General features: G+C 68.4%; 6 protein-coding genes. 4 read left to right on the top strand and 2 right to left on the bottom strand.

What is annotated here, in order from left to right; translation table 11 throughout:
* Window positions 1-7: 7 nt before the first annotated feature.
* From MEBOL_RS08500 to MEBOL_RS08485, 4 genes are all read left to right on the top strand, one after another.
* Window positions 8-5,503, top strand: a complete 5,496-nt coding sequence (locus MEBOL_RS08500; RefSeq protein WP_095976943.1) for a type I polyketide synthase — start codon at window positions 8-10, stop codon at window positions 5,501-5,503.
* On the top strand, window positions 5,500-9,744 hold the full coding sequence (locus MEBOL_RS08495; RefSeq protein WP_095976942.1) for a non-ribosomal peptide synthetase: 4,245 nt from the start codon (window positions 5,500-5,502) through the stop codon (window positions 9,742-9,744). The genes MEBOL_RS08500 and MEBOL_RS08495 overlap by 4 nt, the downstream gene beginning before the upstream one ends.
* The gene (locus MEBOL_RS08490) at window positions 9,741-10,802 is read left to right on the top strand and encodes a patatin-like phospholipase family protein (RefSeq protein ID WP_342747750.1); all 1,062 of its coding nucleotides are present in this window, start codon (window positions 9,741-9,743) and stop codon (window positions 10,800-10,802) included. The genes MEBOL_RS08495 and MEBOL_RS08490 overlap by 4 nt, the downstream gene beginning before the upstream one ends.
* A 69-nt stretch (window positions 10,803-10,871) precedes the next feature.
* Window positions 10,872-16,403, top strand: coding sequence for a type I polyketide synthase (locus MEBOL_RS08485; protein ID WP_095976941.1), 5,532 nt, complete (start codon window positions 10,872-10,874; stop codon window positions 16,401-16,403).
* A 46-nt stretch (window positions 16,404-16,449) separates the two neighbouring features.
* On the opposite strand, the gene MEBOL_RS08480 is transcribed toward MEBOL_RS08485, so the two are convergent.
* Together MEBOL_RS08480 and MEBOL_RS08475 are read right to left on the bottom strand one after the other, a co-directional pair.
* A complete protein-coding gene (locus MEBOL_RS08480) occupies window positions 16,450-16,704 on the bottom strand; it encodes an acyl carrier protein (protein ID WP_095976940.1) in 255 nt (84 codons plus the stop codon).
* Window positions 16,701-17,492 carry a thioesterase II family protein gene (locus MEBOL_RS08475; protein ID WP_095976939.1) on the bottom strand — a complete coding sequence of 264 codons (792 nt, stop codon included), beginning with the start codon at window positions 17,490-17,492 and terminating at the stop codon, window positions 16,701-16,703. The genes MEBOL_RS08480 and MEBOL_RS08475 overlap by 4 nt, the downstream gene beginning before the upstream one ends.
* Window positions 17,493-17,520: the final 28 nt, after the last annotated feature.

Raw genomic sequence — 17,520 nt, 5'->3', positions numbered from 1 at the left:
GGACCTGATGGCGAAACTATCAACACGTATCGCGGAGCTGCCTCCCGTCAAGCACGCCTATCTGTCGAGCCAGGTGCGCTCGAAGAAGGAGGTCCTGGCTTCCGAGCCGATCGCGGTGATTGGCATGTCGTGCCGGTTCCCTGGCGGCGGGGAGTTGCCGGAGACATTTTGGGACCTGCTGAAGGAAGGTCGGGACGCGACCCGGGAGCTTCCCGCGGACCGCTGGAACATCGACGAACTCTACGATCCGACCCCGGGCATCCGGGGAAAGGTGTACACGCGGCGCGGCGGCTTCATCGACAACGTCGACAAGTTCGAGCCCGGCTTCTTTGGCATCACGCCGCGCGACGCGAACAACCTGGATCCGCAGCAGCGCTTGTTGCTCGAGGAGTGCTGGCGGGCCTTGGAGCGGGCCGGTATTCCGCCCTCCGGGCTCATGGGCAGCCGGACCGGCGTTTTCGTGGGGCTGATGCACAACGACTATTCCGTGCTCAGCATGTCCGCGGGGATCGACATGGTCTCCGCGTCGTTCAACTACCCCTCCATGGTCGCGGGCCGGATCGCCCACACGCTGGGCCTGCAGGGGCCCGCGCTCACCCTGGACACGGCGTGCTCGTCTTCCGCCGTCTGTCTGCATCTGGCCAGCCAGAGCCTGCGCAATGACGAGAGCGACATGGCGCTCGTGGGAGGCGTCAGCCTGAGCCTGTCTCCGCTCACCATGCTGCATGGGTGCGCGACGCGGATGTTGTCGGTGGACGGGCGCTGCAAGACCTTCGATGCGTCCGCGGACGGCTTCGGGCGAGGAGAGGGTTGTGGCGTCGTCGTGCTCAAGCGCCTGTCGGATGCGCTGGCCAACGGGGATTCCATCCTGGGCCTCATCCGGGGCTCGGCGACCAACCATGACGGCCGCAGCAGTGGCCTGATGGTGCCCAACGGGCGGGCGCAGGAGCGCGTCATCCGGATGGCGCTGGAGAGCTGTGGCGTGGAGCCCGACCAGGTCAGCTACGTCGAGGCCCACGGGACGGGGACCTCGCTGGGGGACCCCATCGAGATGGAAGCGCTCCGCTCCGTCTTCGGACGGAAGAACGCCCGCCCGGAACCGCTCGTCGTTGGCTCCGTCAAGACGAACATCGGGCACCTCGAGGCCGCGGCGGGTGTCGCGGGGTTGATCAAGGTCCTCCTCTCGCTCCAGAACGAGCTCATTCCGGCGCACCTCAACCTCGAGAATCCCAACCCGAACATCCGTTGGGATGAGCTCCCGGTGACCATCCCGACCTCCTCGAGGCCGTGGCCCCGGGGTGAGACGCGGCGGCTCGCGGGCATCAGCAGCTTTGGCTACAGCGGCACCAATGCGCACCTGATCGTGGAAGAGGCTCCGGTGCTGAACCGGCCGGCCGTGGAAAAGGACCGGCCCGTCCACGTGCTGACGTTGTCGGCCAGGACCGAGGCCGCCCTTACTGCGCTGGTGGATTCCCACGAGCGTTCTCTTCCCGAGGACGGCGCGCGCCTGGGCGACTGGTGCTTCACCGCCAACGCGGGCCGCTCCCACTTCGAGCACCGCGCGGCCGTGTCGGGCGCCACCGCCGCCGAACTGCGCGCGGCCCTGGCGCGGCGGAAGGCCGAGCCAGCGCGCGCCGTGCGCGAGCCCCGCCGGGGAAGCGCGAGCCCCAAGCCCGTCTTCCTCTTCACCGGGCAGGGCTCCCTCCATCCAGGCGTGGGCCGTGAGCTCTACGCGACCCAGCCGGTGTTTCGCGCCGCGTTGCAGCGCTGCTCGACGGCCCTCCAGGGATTGAGCGACCACCGGCTGGAGGATCTCCTCTTCGGTGAGTCGGCCGAAACGCTGCTCAAGAACACCCGTCAGGCCCAGCCCGCGCTCGTGGCGCTCGAGTACGCGCTCTCGGAGCTGTGGGCCTCCTGGGGCATCACTCCTGGGGCGGTGATCGGGCACAGCCTGGGTGAGTACTCGGCGGCGGCCGTCGCGGGCGTCTTCAGCATCGAGGACGCGCTGCGATTGATCGTGGAGCGTGCGCGGCTCATGAGCGAGGCCCCGGGCGAGGGCGCCATGCTGGCTGTCTACGGCTCCGAGGAGACCGCGACCCAGGCCATCTCGCCGTATCCCGGACGCCTCTCCCTGGCGGCACTCAACGGACCCGAGGAGGTGGTCATCTCCGGGGACGCCAAGGCCATCGCCGAAGTGGCGGAGGAACTGGGGCGGCGGGGCATTCGTTGCAAGCAGCTCCAGGTCTCCCATGCGTTCCACTCGCCGCTCATGGAGTCCGTGCTCGCTCCGTTCGCGGCGGTCCTGCGCGGCGTGAAGCTTTCCGCGCCGCGCATTCCGCTCGTCTCTCCGCTGGAGGGAGGGCTCGCGGGCGAACAACTCACGCGGCCCGAGCACTGGTGCCGGCATCTGCGTGAGCCCGTCTTCTTCTCGCGGGGGCTGGAGTTCCTGCGGGCGCAGGGGTACCGGACCTATGTCGAGGTGGGACCGGCTCCCATCCTGGCGGGCCTCGGGCGGAAGCTCTTCCCGGACGCGGACGAGCTGAGCTGGTTGCCGAGTCTGCGGGCCTCTTCGGGCGAGACGGCGCAGCTGCTCTCCAGCCTCGGGGAGCTGTATGTGCGTGGCTTTACGGTCGATTGGTCCGCTTTCGACGTGCCCTTCGAGCGCCGGGTCACCACCCTGCCGACGTATCCCTTCCAGCGTGAGCGCTACTGGCTGGAGGGCCGGATCGATTCCGTCATGAATTTCGCGACGGACCGCGCCGTGTCGCGTGAGGGCGTGGCGCCCATGCCGGGAACGCAACTGCCCCTGGCGGGTGCGGCCGAGTCCCGCTTCCTGGCGCGGTTGAGCACGCGTGAGCCTGGCTACCTCGCGGATCACCGCGTCCTGGGTTCCACGGTGCTGCCGGCCGCCTGCTACGTCGAGATGGCCCTGGGGGCGGTGTTCCAGGTGGATTCCTGGGAGCGGCCGCTCGAACTGAAGGCCATCGAGTTGGAGCGTCCGCTGATCTTCTCCGAGGCCGAGCCTCGGGATGTCCAGACCGTCCTGACCCCCCAGGAAGGGAGCTCTCGATTCGAGATCTACGCCCAGGGCTCTGGTGAGGATCGGAGCTGGGGTCGGCTCTCTCAGGGACGGATCGAGGAGGGGTCCGCGAGCGCGGGCCGGGTCGAGCTCAAGAAGGAACTGCTCCCCCGTTTCCCTCGCCAGGGTGAGGTCGCGCCGCTCTACGAGATGATGTCGCGCGGCGGACTCGATTATGGCCCGGCGTTCCGGATCATCGACGAGCTGCGTTTCGGAGACGAGGGCTGCCTCGCCCACATCCGGCTGCCCGACAACCTCGTCATCGGAGCGGGAAGCTACCGGCTGCATCCCCTGATCCTCGATGCCTGCTTCCAGGCGATCGCGGCCATGTTCGTCGAGCAGGAGTCACGGACCCAGGGACCGCGCGGGCAACGGATGCCGGTGGCGATCGAGCGGCTGCGCTGGTTCAAGAAGACCTCGAGCAGCGTCTGGGTCCATGTCCAGAGCTCGGGCCGTCCCGAGTCCTCCTCCGGGTTGATCAGCGCGGATCTGCGCATCTTCGGAGAAGACGGAGACGTCCTCGCGGAGGTCCAGGGCCTGCTTCTCAAGCAGGTGGATCAAAGCGCGTTCAACGCCTCGCTCCCGAACGCCCTGCGCGATTCGCTCTTCGCGCTCGCGTGGCGTGAGCAACCCGTTTCCGCGGAGACGCCGCGAGTCGCGGCTCCCGGCCGGTGGCTGTTGTTGGCGGACTCGGGCTCTGTCGCGGAACAGTTGAAGCAACTGGCGGGGAAGAACGCCACCGGGTGCGTGCTCGTGAGTCAGGGGACGGACTACGCGCGCATCGACGCGGGGCACTACCGCATCCATCCCGGTGAGCCGGCTCACTTCAGCCGGTTGCTCCAGGACACCTCGGCGGATGGTACGCCCCTGACGGCCATCGCGTTCCTGTGGGGGCTCGATGAGCCCTCCGCGGAAGGTCTCTCCACGGGAGATCTCGCGGCGGCGGCGGTTCGTGGTAGCGCGAGCGCGCTCCACCTCGTCCAGGCCATGGTCCGAGCCACGTGGACCCAGCGGCCCGCGCTATGGGTGGTGACGCGGGGGGCGGTCTCGGTGCTCCCCGAGGACGCGGTGGACGGTCTGGCTCAAACCCCGAGCTGGGGTCTCGTCCGGGTGGCGGTGATCGAGCACCCGGAGCTGGGTGGCCGGATGGTCGACCTCGATGCTTCCGCGGATGCGCCCGCGAAGCTGTTCCAACTGATGTCCGCGCCCACCGAGGAGAACCTGCTGGCGCTGCGCTCGGGCCGGCTCCTGGCCGCCCGGCTCGCGCGGCCGGACAAGCTGTCGGGCCGTGCCCAGCCAGTGCGGATCCAGGCCGGGGGGGCGTACCTCATCACGGGCGGGTTGGGGGCCTTGGGCCTGGCCACCGCGGAGTGGCTGGTCGAGAAGGGGGCTCATCATCTGGTGTTGGTCGGCCGTGGCGAGCCGACGGCGCCCGTGAAGGCGCGGCTCTCCGCCCTGTCGGCACGGGGCTGTGACATCTCCGTGGCCCGGACCGACGTCTCGCGCCAGGACGACGTCCAGCGCCTCGTGGAGGGGATCGCCGCTCGCGGGCTCGTGCTGCGGGGCATCTTCCACTCGGCGGGTGTGCTGGATGACGGCGTGCTGCTGCACCAGGACCGGGAACGGTTGGGCCGCGTGTTCGCGCCGAAGGTGCTTGGCGCGTGGAACCTGCACCGGGCCACGGCTGGACTCCCGCTCGAGCTCTTCGTGCTGTACTCGTCCGCCGCGTCGATCGTCGGCATCGCCGGACAGGCCAACTACGTCGCCGCCAACGCCTTCCTCGACTCGCTCGCGCACCACCGGAGCCAGCGGGGGTTGCCGGCGCTCAGCGTCAATTGGGGCAAGTGGGCGGGAGAGGGGATGGGGGCGAAGACGTCCCCGGGCGCCGGTCTCTCGCCGCAACGGGCGCTGCGGATCCTCGATGAGCTGCTGACCCGGGACGTCGTCCAGATGGCGGTGTTGCCGGCGAATGCCGCTTCCCTGGACTCGGGCGCTCCGTCGCCGGGTCACGGGCCGTTGTTCTCGGAACTCGCGAAACAGGGGCCGTCCTCCGCCTCGGCCACGCGAATGAATGACCTGTTGGACGAACTCAAGCGGGCGGACGGCGAGAGGCGCCGTGGCTTGTTGGCGCGCTACGTTCAGGGCCGGTTGGGGGGCTTGCTTGGATTCTCAGCGGATAAGGACATCCATCCCGACAGCTCCCTGAATGAGATGGGCCTCGATTCTTTGCGCGCCGTCGAGCTGAAGAACCGGATAGGACGCGAGCTGGGCGTGGACCTTCCCATGGCCCGCTTCATCGATGGAACCACCCTGGATGGAATCGTGGAGGTACTGCTCACCCAGCTCGCGCTCAGCGAACTGCTCGCGCGTCCCTCCGCCGAGGCCGTCGAGGCCGAGGTCGAGGTCGAGGAGTTGACGATATGAGTCTGGCAGAGCTGCTCTCCGAGCTGAACCGGCGCGGCCTGGAGGTCTGGGCGGATGGAGAGCAATTGCGGCTTCGGGGCCCGAAGGGAGCCGCGAGCGCGGAGTTGCGCCAGGCGTTGAGCGAGCGGAAGAGCGAATTGCTCGCGTTGCTGCGCGAGCGGGATCGGGCGAAGGACGAGAACCCGATCCTTCCTGCTCCTCGGAACGGACCCGCTCCGTTGTCCTACGGGCAGCAGCGGTTGTGGATCCTGGATCGCCTGGAGCCCGGTAACTCCACCTACAACCTGACCATGCCCATGCAGGTCCAGGGGCGTCTGGAGCCGGAGATCCTCGAGCGTTGTTTCATCGAGATCGTTCGCCGCCACGAGATCCTTCGCACGCGCTACGCGGAGCATGAGGGTTCTCCCGTGCAGATCGTCGACGCCGAGCCGCGTATCGGCTTCCGCGTGCTCGACGAGCGCGAGGTCCTCGCCCTCGAACCGGCCGGTGTCGAGCGGTTCCTCCAGCGCGCGGGCGAGCAACCCTTCGATCTCGCCCGGGGCCCGCTGGTGCGGCTGCTGGTCATCAACCGGGGCTCGACGGAGCAGTTCATCCAGCTCGAGATGCACCACATCACGGCGGACGTCTGGGCGAGGGTGATCCTCATCCGTGAACTCGTCACGCTCTACGCGGCCTACGCCAGTGGGCAGACGGTCACGCTTCCGCCCCTGCCCCTGCAGTACGCGGACTTCGCCGTCTGGCAACGAGGCCATCTCGCGGGCGACGTCCGCAAGGGGCTGGTGGACTACTGGCGCGGGAAGCTGGCCGGAATGCCTCCGCTGCTCGAGGTTCCCGGGGATCGCGTTCGTCCGCTCGCGCGCACCGACGCGGGTGGCGAGGTTCGCTTCGAGATCGGACCTTCGCTCACGAAGGCACTCAAGACCTTGAGCCATGGCGTCAACGCCACGCCGTTCATGGGCATGATGGCCGCGTTCTTCGTGCTCCTCCACCGGCTCACGGGGCGCGAGGATCTGGTGCTGGGTTCCAACTCCATCAACCGGAGCCGCAAGGAGCTCGAGCCCCTGGTGGGCTTCTTCGTGGACAACCTGGTGATGCGCCTGGACCTCTCGGGCAACCCCGGTTTCTCCACGGTGCTGGAGCGCGTGCGCGAGATGGTGTTGGAGGCGCTGGCGCACCAGGATCTGCCCTTCGACGTCCTGGTGGAGGAGCTGAAGCCGCCGAGGACCCTGGGCTACAACCCGTTGTTCCAGGTGTTGTTCGCCTGGGTCCGCATGCAGGACGACTCCCTGGATGGGCCCGGGTTGAAGGTCCGGCCCCTGGAGTTCGAAACCACCATTTCCCGCTTCGATCTCAACCTCTTCGTGGAGGACTACGGGGACCAGCTCACGGGGCGGTTCGTGTTCAGCCGGGACCTCTACGACCGGAGCACGATCCAGCACTACACGGACTGCTTCCAGACCCTCCTGGGAGCGCTCGTGGACGAGCCCCAGCGGCCGGTGGCCGAGCTGCCGCTGCTGTCCCAGGCGGACCGGGAGCGCGTGCTCCGGCAGTGGAACGACACCCGGCGGGACTATCCCAGCGAGCACTGCCTGCACGCGCTCATCGACGCGCAGGCGAGCCGGACTCCGGACGCCCGTGCCATCGTCATGGAGGACCGGGTGCTCACCTATGGAGAGCTCGCCCGGCGCAGTGAACAGCTCGCCGTGCACTTGCAGGAACTGGGCGTCGGGCCCGAGTCCGTGGTGGGCGTCCACCTGGACCGCTCCCCCCAGCTCCTCGTGAGCCTCCTGGCGGTGCTCAAGGCGGGCGGCGCCTTCCTCGCGCTCGATCCGGACGAGCCCCTGAATCGCATGCGCCACATGCTCGGGGACGCCAACCCCCGGGTGTTGATCTTCGAGGAGTCCCTGGCGGGACGTCTCTCGGGGCTCGGCCATCTGACCCTGCTGGAGGTGGACGAGGCGGGAGAGTTCATCCCGGACGCCACGGGCAAGGAGTTGCGCCGCGAGACCGGTCCGGAACACCTCGCCTACATCCTCTACACCTCGGGTTCGACGGGACAGCCGAAGGGCACGGAGATCACCCACCGCAGCATCATCAACTACCTGTCGTGGTGCGTGGAGGCCTACCGGCTCCAGGATGGCTCGGGCAGTCCGGTGCTCGGCTCCGTCAGCTTCGATGGCACGCTGACGAGCCTCTTCGCTCCCCTGCTCGCGGGTCGCACCCTGTTCCTGCTGCCCCGGGGACAGGAGATCGATCTGTTGGCCTCGGAGGACTATCCCGAGCGGGACCTGAGCTTCATCAAGATGACGCCCTCGCACCTGCGGGCCTTCGACGGCCTGGGCCGGGCCCAGCGGGTGTTCGAGAGAACGAACGCGATCGTTCTCGGTGGAGAAGGGCTCCATGCCTCGCATCTGGCGAGCTGGCGGGAGCGGCGGCCCGCCACGCGGATCATCAATGAATACGGTCCGACCGAGGCCGCCGTGGCTTGCTGCATCCACGACGTACCGGCGGACGGCGCGCCGCTTCCCGAGCGGATTCCCATCGGGCGGCCGATCTCCAACATGCAGCTCTACATCCTGGATCGTCACCAGCAGCCCGTGCCGATTGGCGTCCCAGGAGAGCTGTTCATCGGAGGCGTCGGGCTGGCGCGGGGCTACCTGGGGCGTCCGGAGCTGACGGCCGCGCGGTTCATCCCGAATCCCTTCGAGGCGGAGTTCCCGGGCGCCCTCTCGGCCCGGCTCTATCGCACGGGCGATCAGGCGCGCTATCTCCCGGACGGGAACATCGAGTACCTGGGACGGCTGGACGACCAGTTGAAGATCCGCGGGCACCGGGTCGAGCCGGGGGAGATCGAATCCGCCCTCGCGGGACATCCCGAACTCGTCCATGCCGCCGTGGTGGCGCGGCCCGCTCCGAGCGGAGAGTTGCGTCTGGTGGCCTTCGTCCAGCCAGAGCTCCAGGAGGAAGGAGCGGAGGGGGAGCTGAAGGCGGAACTCGGGAAGTTCCTCCGGGGCCTGGTCCCCGAGTACATGATTCCCTCCGTCTTCGTCGTCCTCGAACAGATGCCGCTCACGCCCAGCGGGAAGATCGACCGCAAGGCGCTGCCGCGGCTGGCCGAGCCCGCGTCCGAGTCCACCGCGAGGGCGGTGCCGACGGAGCTGAGCGCGACGGAGCGTCAGTTGCAGCGCCTCTTCGGCCAGTTGCTGGGAATCGCCACGGTCTCGGTCGAGGAGAGCTTCTTCGAGCTGGGGGGCAACTCCCTCCTCGCGGTCTCCCTCGTTGGCCTCATCCGCGACCAGCTCGGGATTGAGCTCCCCCTCAACGAGATCTTCGAACATCTCACGGTCAGGAGCCTGGGCCGGTTCATCGACGAGCATTCCGCGACGTTGACCTCGTCCGGGCCGCTGCCCGAGTGCGTGGTGGCGTTGCGGCGGACGGGACGCAAGCCTCCCCTGTTCGTCGCGCCGCCGTCCGCGGGAAGTCCGGCCGTCTATGTCTCCCTGGCCCGGAACCTGAGTCCGGATCAGCCCGTCTTCGGCTTCCAGATGCCGGGAGTCATGAATGACCAGACGCCTCCGGTGACCATCGAGGAGACCGCGGCGCTCTACGTGGAGGCCATGCGGCGGCTGCAACCGCGCGGACCGTACCGGCTCGCGGGGTGGTCCTTTGGCGGCCTCGTCATTTGCGAGATGGCGCGGCAACTCGAGGCCCAGGGAGAGGAGGTCGCGTTGCTCGCGCTCATCGATGGCGCGGCCCAGGACCGCAAGGGTCCGCGCGAATGGCTCCGCACGGGCTCCCAGTTGGTGAAGGCGTTGGCGAAGACGCCATTGCCGCGCGATTACGAGAGCGTGAGGCGCGTGGGCGGATGGCTCGGGATTGGGTTGCCCGAGTCGGGGCGGGAACTCCTGCTCAAGGACGCGGAGGGGCAGCGCGCCTCGCTGCGCGGTGTCCTGCGGGATGTCGTTCGCACCACCCGGAACTTCACCGCCACCATGCGGGCCGAATACCGTTACGCCTTCAACTCGTACGGTGGCAGCGCCATCCTCTTCCGGGCAGCGCAAGAGAACCCCGAGAGCGATCTGCTCGTCGAGAGCGTGCGCAAGTTCGCCCGGTCCCACATGGAAGTGATTCCATTGCCCGGCAATCACCTGTCGCTGATCATGGACGAGCAGAATGTCGCCACGCTGTCCCAGCGGCTGCAGGAGTGCCTGGACAAGACCGGCTCCGTGGGGGCCGCGTGACCGTGCGCCGGATCCTGGCGATGGATGGCTCTCCCGTCGCCGGGGGAGAGGGTTACATCACGGCGGGCATCCTCCAGTCACTCCGGAGGATGCTCGATGACGCGGGAGACACCCGCGCGCTGTTGAATCAGGTGGACCTGTTCGTGGGCTCCTCGGCGGGCGCGTTCAACGCGGCGTTCTTCGCCCGGGAGGAGGATCCAGACGCGGCTCTCTCCAGGAGCATCGACTTCTGGAGCGAGGTCGTGGCCATGAACAAGAAGGGAGTCTCTCCTGGCCGGCTCATGCGCACGCTGGCGGGTTCCAGCTCCCTGGTCGACTCCCGGTACATGCGCGACTTCTTCTGTGGCTACTTCGGCGCCACCACGACGCTGGGGGACCTCAAGAAGAAGCTCGTGATTCCCGCGTTCCAGCTGGACGGGCAGCGCCGGGGATTGCGCATCTGGCGGCCGAAGGTCTTCCACAACGTCGGAGGTCCGGACGAGCCAGATTTGAATGAGTTGCTGGTCGATGTCTTGATGCGCAGTGGTTCGCCGCCGCTCGTCTATCCCATCTACCAGGGGCTGCGCGGACAGGGCAGCGGCTATGTCGACGGTGGGGTCTACGCCAACAATCCGTCGCTCGTGGGACTCGCCTCGGCCCTTCGCGAGATGGGCCGTGAGGAGTCGATGGAGTCCGAGCCTCCCGACCTGTCCAACATCTTGCTGCTGTCGCTGGGAAATGGCCGGATGTCGAAGTTCCTCACCGCGGACTTCCGCGAGGGAACGGCCAATTGGGGCTTCGCCCGTTGGTTGCTGGAGGTCCGGGATCCACTGCTCCTCATCAAGATGCTGCTGGACGCCGGCTCCGATGCGATCGACTACCAGTGCCGCATGATCTTGCGGAAGGGATACTTCCGGATGAACCCGGTGGTTGAAAAAGCCCTCCACGCCTACGAACGCAAGCATGTCGAGGCGGGACTCCAGCAGGAACTGACTCGTGCGTCCTGTGTGGATCGGCTCGCACAGGCCCACCAGTGGCTTGTCGGCTCGGGCTGGTTGTCCGCGACCCCTCGCACGTGAGACGCCATCCTCTGGGATGGCATGTGATTTCAAAGCTGTTCACGCCTTCGCTTCACGAGGTACAGGACGATGTCCAACGATTCAAATCCCGAGCTGTCGCCCCTTCAGAAGGCGGCCCTGGCGATCAAGACCCTTCGCGCGCGCGTCGACGGTCTGGAGCGGGCTCGCACGGAGCCCATCGCCATCATTGGCATGGGGTGCCGTTTCCCCGGAGGGGCCAACAATCCTCAGACGTATTGGGACTTGTTGCGCAGCGGGCGTGACGCGGTGGGCCAGGTGCCCGCGGACCGCTGGGACGTGGAGGCTTATTACGCGAAGGATCCCGACGCGGAATGGAAGATGAGCGTGCGGGAGGGCGGCTTCCTCTCGCAGCCCATCGCCGACTTCGATTGCGAGTTCTTCGGCCTGTCTCCGCGCGAGGCGAACTACGTTGATCCGCAGCAGCGGCTCATGCTCGAGGTCGCCTGGGAAGCCCTGGAGGACGCGGGCATCGACCCGAGCTCCCTGGTGGGGAGCGACACGGGCGTCTATGTCGGCTTCCTCAGCAGCGACTATGGCCGCGTTCCCTTCAATGCCATCCAGACCCGCGACCTGCCGTACATGGGCACTGGCAACGAGCTGAGCTTCTCGGCGGGACGCGTCTCCTATGTGCTGGGACTCCAGGGCCCCTCCATGGTGGTCGCCACGGCCTGCTCCTCGGCGCTCGTGTCCGCCCACCTCGCCTGCCAGGCCCTGCGCCAGGGCGAGTGCTCCCTCGCGCTCGCGGGCGGCGTGAACGTCATCCTCCAGCCGGACAACAACATCGTCCTGTCCAAGATGCGGGCCCTGGCTCCGGATGGGCGCTCGAAGACCTTCGATGCGTCCGCCAACGGCTACGGCCGGGGCGAGGGCTGCGGTGTCCTCGTGCTCAAGCGGTTGTCGGATGCGCGGCGGGACAAGGACCGGGTTCTCGCCGTCATCCGGGGCTCGGCGGTGAACCACGACGGACCGAGCGGCGGTTTGACGGTGCCCAACGGACCCGCCCAGGAGAAGCTGCTGAGCAAGGCGTTGCAGTCCGCGGGTCTGGCCCCCTCCGACGTGAACTACGTGGAAGCCCATGGAACTGGCACTCCGCTGGGCGACCCCATCGAGCTGCGGGCTCTCGACGCGGTGCTGGGGCAGGGCAGAAGCCCCTCGCAGCCGCTGATCGTTGGCTCGGCGAAGACGAACCTCGGGCACCTGGAGTCCGCCGCGGGCGCCGCGGGGATGATCAAGGTCGTGCTGTCACTGCGCAACAGCGCGTTGCCGCCGCACCTGCACCTGCGCAATCCCACCCCGGCCGTTGACTGGGAGCGGATTCGCATCAACATCCCGACCCAGCTGACGCCGTGGCCGGCGGGCGGCAAGCCCCGTGTCGCGGGCACCAGCGGCTTCGGTCTCAGTGGCGTCAACGCCCACGTCCTCATCGAGGAGGCCCCGGCGGACGTGCCCCGGGTGCCGGAGGAGACCCCGAGACCCCTCCACATCCTGGCGTTGTCGGCCCGGAACCCGGAGGCGTTGGGGGAGCTCGCCCAGCGTTTCGAGCAGGCGCTCGGCGGACCCGAACTCAGCGCGGAATCCCTCGAGGACATCTGCTTCACCGCCAACACCGGGCGTGCCCGTTTCCGGCACCGGCTCGCCGTCGTGGGAGAGTCGCGGGACGCGTTGCGTGAGCGCTTGAGGGCGCACTCGAAGGCGCGCAACCCCGAGGGCTCGCCGCGAATCGCCTTCCTGTTCACGGGGCAGGGCGCGCAGTGGCTCGGGATGGGGGAGGAACTGTTCCGGACCGAGCCCGCCTTCCGTGCGGCGCTGCTGCGCTGCGACGAGGTGTTGCGCCCGCTGCTGGGCGAATCGCTCGTGTCCCTGCTCTACCCGCCCGAGCGTGACGACCGCGCGCGCGCCCGCCTGGATGAGACGGGTTTCACCCAGCCCGCGCTGTTCGCGCTGGAGTACTCCCTGGCCCAGGTGTGGATGCAGTGGGGGATCGTCCCGGACTTCGTGATGGGGCACTCCGTTGGCGAGTTCGTGGCGGCCTGCCTCGCGGGCGTGTTCACCTTGGAGGAAGGGCTCGGGCTCATCGCCGCGCGCGCCCGGCTGATGCAGTCGCTGCCCTCGGGGGGCACGATGGCGGCCGTGTCCGCGGAAGCGTCGGAGGTGGAAGCGCTCCTGCCGAAGTACGAGGGCCGACTGTCCCTCGCGGCGCTCAATGGTCCGCGCAACACGGTGATCTCGGGCCCCGAGGCCCTGGTGAACGATTGCCTGGAGGCGTTGCGCGCGAAGGGCAGGCGGGTCACTCCGCTGCGCGTCTCGCATGCCTTCCACTCGGCCCTGATGGACCCCATCCTCGAGGAGTTCTCCCGGGAAGTGGGCAAGGTCCGGCTCCAGGCTCCGAGGATCCGCCTCATCTCCAACCTGACCGGACGCGAGGCCGGCGAGGAGATCACGACGCCCCGGTACTGGGTCGATCACCTGCGTCAGCCCGTGATGTTCGCTCGGGGCATGGAGACCTTGAGCGAGGCGGGTGCCCGCGTCTTCCTCGAGGTGGGCCCGAAGCCGACGCTCGTGGCGATGGGTCAGTCCAACGTCAGCGGGGACGACAAGACGTGGCTGGCGAGCCTGCGGCCCGAGCACTCGGACTGGCGGCAGATGCTGGAAGGGCTCGCGGCGTTGTACGTCGCGGGAGCCCCGGTGAACTGGAAGGGCCTGGACGAGGGCCGGGATCGGCGCAAGGTTGCGCTTCCCTCCTATCCCTTCCAGCGGAAGAAGCACTGGCTGGCGCTCTCCGGCGCCTCGTGGGATCGCGCGGGCCTCCAGCCCCAGGCGCCCACGCGAGACGACTCCGCCCATCCCCTGCTCGGCCACCTCCAGGCATCACCCTCGCGGGTGCGGCAGTTCGAGTCCCAGGTGGGGGCCAGCAAGCCCGCCTTCCTCAAGGATCACGTCGTCTACGGACAACTCATCATGCCGGGCGCGGCCTATGTGGAGATGGGGCTCGCCGCGGGACGCGCGCTCTTCGGAAAGGCGGGCGCCACCGTCGAGGAGCTCGCCTTCTCGCAGGCCCTCCTCCTCCCGGAGAAGGGGACGTCCCGGGTGCACCTGCTCTTCACGCCCGAGGGCGGGCGCGCGGGGCGGTTCGAGATCTACAGCCAGGGAGACGCGGGTGAGGGCGACAGCGAGCCTTCCTGGAACCTGCATGCCCATGGAAAGCTCTCCGCCGCGGAGGCCCCCTCGGCGGGCTCGTCCGTTGACCTCGCGTCGTTGCGGACCCGGGTGGCGACCGCCGTGCCGGTGGATGCGTATTACGAGAAGCTGGGCCGGGCGGGGCTCGCCTACGGACCCAGTTTCCGGCCCATTCGTGGACTCTGGCGAGGCACGAATGAAGCCCTTGGCCAGCTGAGCCTGGATGGAGCCGCGGAGGCCGATGCCGGGCTCTATGGCCTGTCTCCCGCCCTCCTGGATGGGTGCTTCCAGATGGTGGGCGCCGTGCTCGAGGAGGAGGGGGACTCCGCCTTCCTGCCCGTGGGTGTCGGGCGCATCCGGGTGCACGCGCCGGGCGCGCGTGCGGTCTGGGTCCATGCGCGGATCGCGCGCAACGACAATCCCAAGGAGCCCGGCTTCACGTGCGAACTCCAGCTGTTGACCCCCGAGGGCGGCCTGGTGGCGGAAGTCGAGCGGTTGTCGCTCCGCCGGGTGACCCGCGAGGGGCTGCTGGGCGCGCGCGACAAGCGGCTGCGCAACTGGCTCTATGAGCTGGAATGGCAGGAGAAGCCTCTCGTGGAGCGGAGTGCCGCCGAGGCGCCCGCGGGGGCGCCCTGGTGCTTCCTGCTCGCGGACAAGAAGGGCGTGGGGCAGGGCCTCGCTGGCCGACTCCAGGAGAGTGGTTGGCGGGTGGTGATGGTCCCGGCCGGTGAGGACTCCGCCGCCGCTCGCTCTCCCTCCGAGGCCCTTCAGGCGACGCTCGCGGACGCCGGGCCGAGCCCGCTGCAAGTCATCGACCTGTGGAGCCTCGATGGCTCGGAGCAGGTGCCCGAGGATGCCCTCCGGCACAGCACCCGGGTGCTCGAACTCGCCCAGACGCTCGTTCGTGCCCAGCGCAACGGGTCGGCTTCGCTCTGGGTGGTGACGCGCGGCGCGCAGTCGACCGGGGAGGGAGAGGTGATCTCCCACCTGGGCAGCACGCCGCTCTGGGGTCTCGGCAAGTCGATCCACCGTGAGCATCCCGATCTCCGGTGCAGGCGCGTGGATCTGGATCCCAGCGCGCCGGCGCACGAAGTCGAGCAGATGCACGCCGAGTTGCTGGGAGGCGACGGCGAGGACGAGATCGCCCTGCGAGGCAAGGCGCGCCGCGTGGCCCGTCTCGCGCGCAGCCGCCGGCTCCAACTGTCGAACGACGAGAGCGGACCGGCACTGCGTGAGGACGCCAGCTATGTCATCACGGGTGGCCTCGGTGGGCTGGGCCTGGCGGTGGCGGAGCGTCTGGCCGAACGGGGGGTACGCCACCTCGTGTTGCTCGGACGAAGCGAGCCGGGCGCCGAAGCCAAGGCCCGGTTGGAGGCGCTGACGGGCCGGGGCGTGGACGTGCGGCTCGTGCGTTGCGACGTCTCGGTCGCGGCGGACCTCGAGCGCGCCATGGCCGGACTGGTGGGGAAGTCGCCGCCGATCCGGGGCGTGGTCCACTCGGCGGGCGTCATCGACGACGGCCTGCTGATGCAGATGACTCCGGAGCGCTTCGCCCGGGTGTTCGCCTCCAAGGTCTCCGGTGGCTGGAACCTGCACCGCGTGCTCGAGGGAGCGGAACTCGACTTCTTCGTCATCTTCTCGTCGGCGGCGTCGTTGATTGGCTCGGCGGGACAGGCCAACTACGTGGCCGCGAACGCGTTCCTGGATGGCCTGGCCCACCTTCGCCAGGCACGGGGACTGCCCGCGCTGAGCCTCAACTGGGGCGCGTGGGCCGAGGTGGGCGCCGCGGCGCAGGCACAGCTCCAGCGGCGCATGGAGCAGTTGGGCTTCGGGGTGATTCCCCTCGTGGACGGATTGCGAATCTTCGAGCAGTCCCTGTCACTGAGGGGCCAGCTCGGCATCCTCCCGGTGGACTGGACGATTCTCGGACGCCGGGGCAGCTCTCCGCTCTATGAGGCCTTCGTCGGCAAGGCGGTGCGCTCCAGCGAGGGCGAGGGCATTCGTCAGAAGCTCGAACTGCTTCCGGCGGGCGAGCGGTTGGCCGCGCTGCGCGAACATGTGGGCGCGGTCGTGAATGGCGTGCTGGGCCGGCCGCCCACGGACGCGATCGATCCCACGGAGGGCTTCTTCGATCTCGGCATGGACTCGCTGATGTCCGTGGAGCTCCGAAACGTCCTGCAGCGCGGCCTGGGCATTTCCCTGCCCGCGACCGTCGCCTTCGACAATCCCAACGTCGATGCGTTGGTGGCCTATCTGGCGGCCGAGGTGTTGGGCACGACGACGGAGGAGCAAGCCGCGCCCACCCAGGAGGCCGCCGAGGATGTGGAGTTGGATGAGCTCCTGGCCGACGTGGACGACATGGACGAGAGCCAACTCCAGACCCTGATGCGCAAGGGCCGCTGAGCCACCTCGCGGGCCCTGGTGGAAGCACAGGGCCCGCGGCGCGGAACTACTGGGGACGCAGGCCGTACACCAGCTCCGTGAGCGTGTTGAGGGTCTGGAGGTTCTCGACCCGAAGCTGCTCGGTGGGCACGGCGATGCCGTACTGCTTCTGGATGAAGGTCATGAGCCGGGCTGTCTCCAACGAATTCAGGATTCCCAGCTCGAGCAGCGGCGTGGAGGGCTCGAGGTCCGAGGCGTCTCCCTCGAGGATTTCCTGGGTGACATACCGGGTCAGGTCGGCGAGGACTTGGGTTTTGTTCATGGTGTGGGGGGCTGGGGTGGGACGAGCGTGAGCTCGTGACGGATGGCCTGCAATACCTGCTCTGTCACTTCAGTGATGAAGAGATGGCCGCCTGGAAACATGCGCAGCGTGAATGCTTCCCGTGTCTCCTCGCGCCAGGGTTCCAACGTCGCCGCGGGGACTTCGGTGTCCTCGGTGCCGCCCAGGACACAGAGCCGGACCGGAAGGGGTGGTTCTTCCCGGTAGACATAGTCCTCCATCACCTTCAGATCCGCGCGGAGGGTGGGGAGGATGAGGTCGATCAGATCGGGCTCCGCGAGGATCTGCGGGGGGACCGCGCCTGGACGGGCGGAGAGTTCGCGCACGAATTCCTCTCGGGAGAGTGCGCTCCAGCGCGGCAGCGTGCCGTGGCGGGACGGGGCCTTGGCTCCCGAGGCGAACAACACCTGGGGCAAGGGCAGTCCCCGGCGGCGGAGTTCGCGGATCAGCTCGAAGGAGAGGATCGCGCCGAAGCTGTGGCCGAAGAAGGCGAAGTCCTCCTCGAGGTAGGGCGTCAGCACTTCCACGAGCTTCGCCGTCAGTTGTTGAAGGTCCGTCAGGGCGGGTTCCTGGCGGCGATTCTCACGGCCCGGGAGTTGGACGGCGCACACGTCGATGTCGCGGGGGAGCAGCTCCGGCCATTTGAAATACGGAAGGCTTCCCGAGCCCGCGTGAGGGAAGCAAAAAAGCCGTATCCGAGGCTCCGCCGAGGGCTTGCGCCGGACGAGCCAGGGCGATGGGGCCGCTTGGGTCTGCACGCTGCTTTTCATGGCCGATTTCGAATACCATGATTGTCAG

Source organism: Melittangium boletus DSM 14713 (assembly GCF_002305855.1).
Taxonomy (GTDB): Bacteria; Myxococcota; Myxococcia; order Myxococcales; family Myxococcaceae; genus Cystobacter; species Cystobacter boletus.
This window is presented reverse-complemented; position numbering and strand designations above follow the sequence as displayed.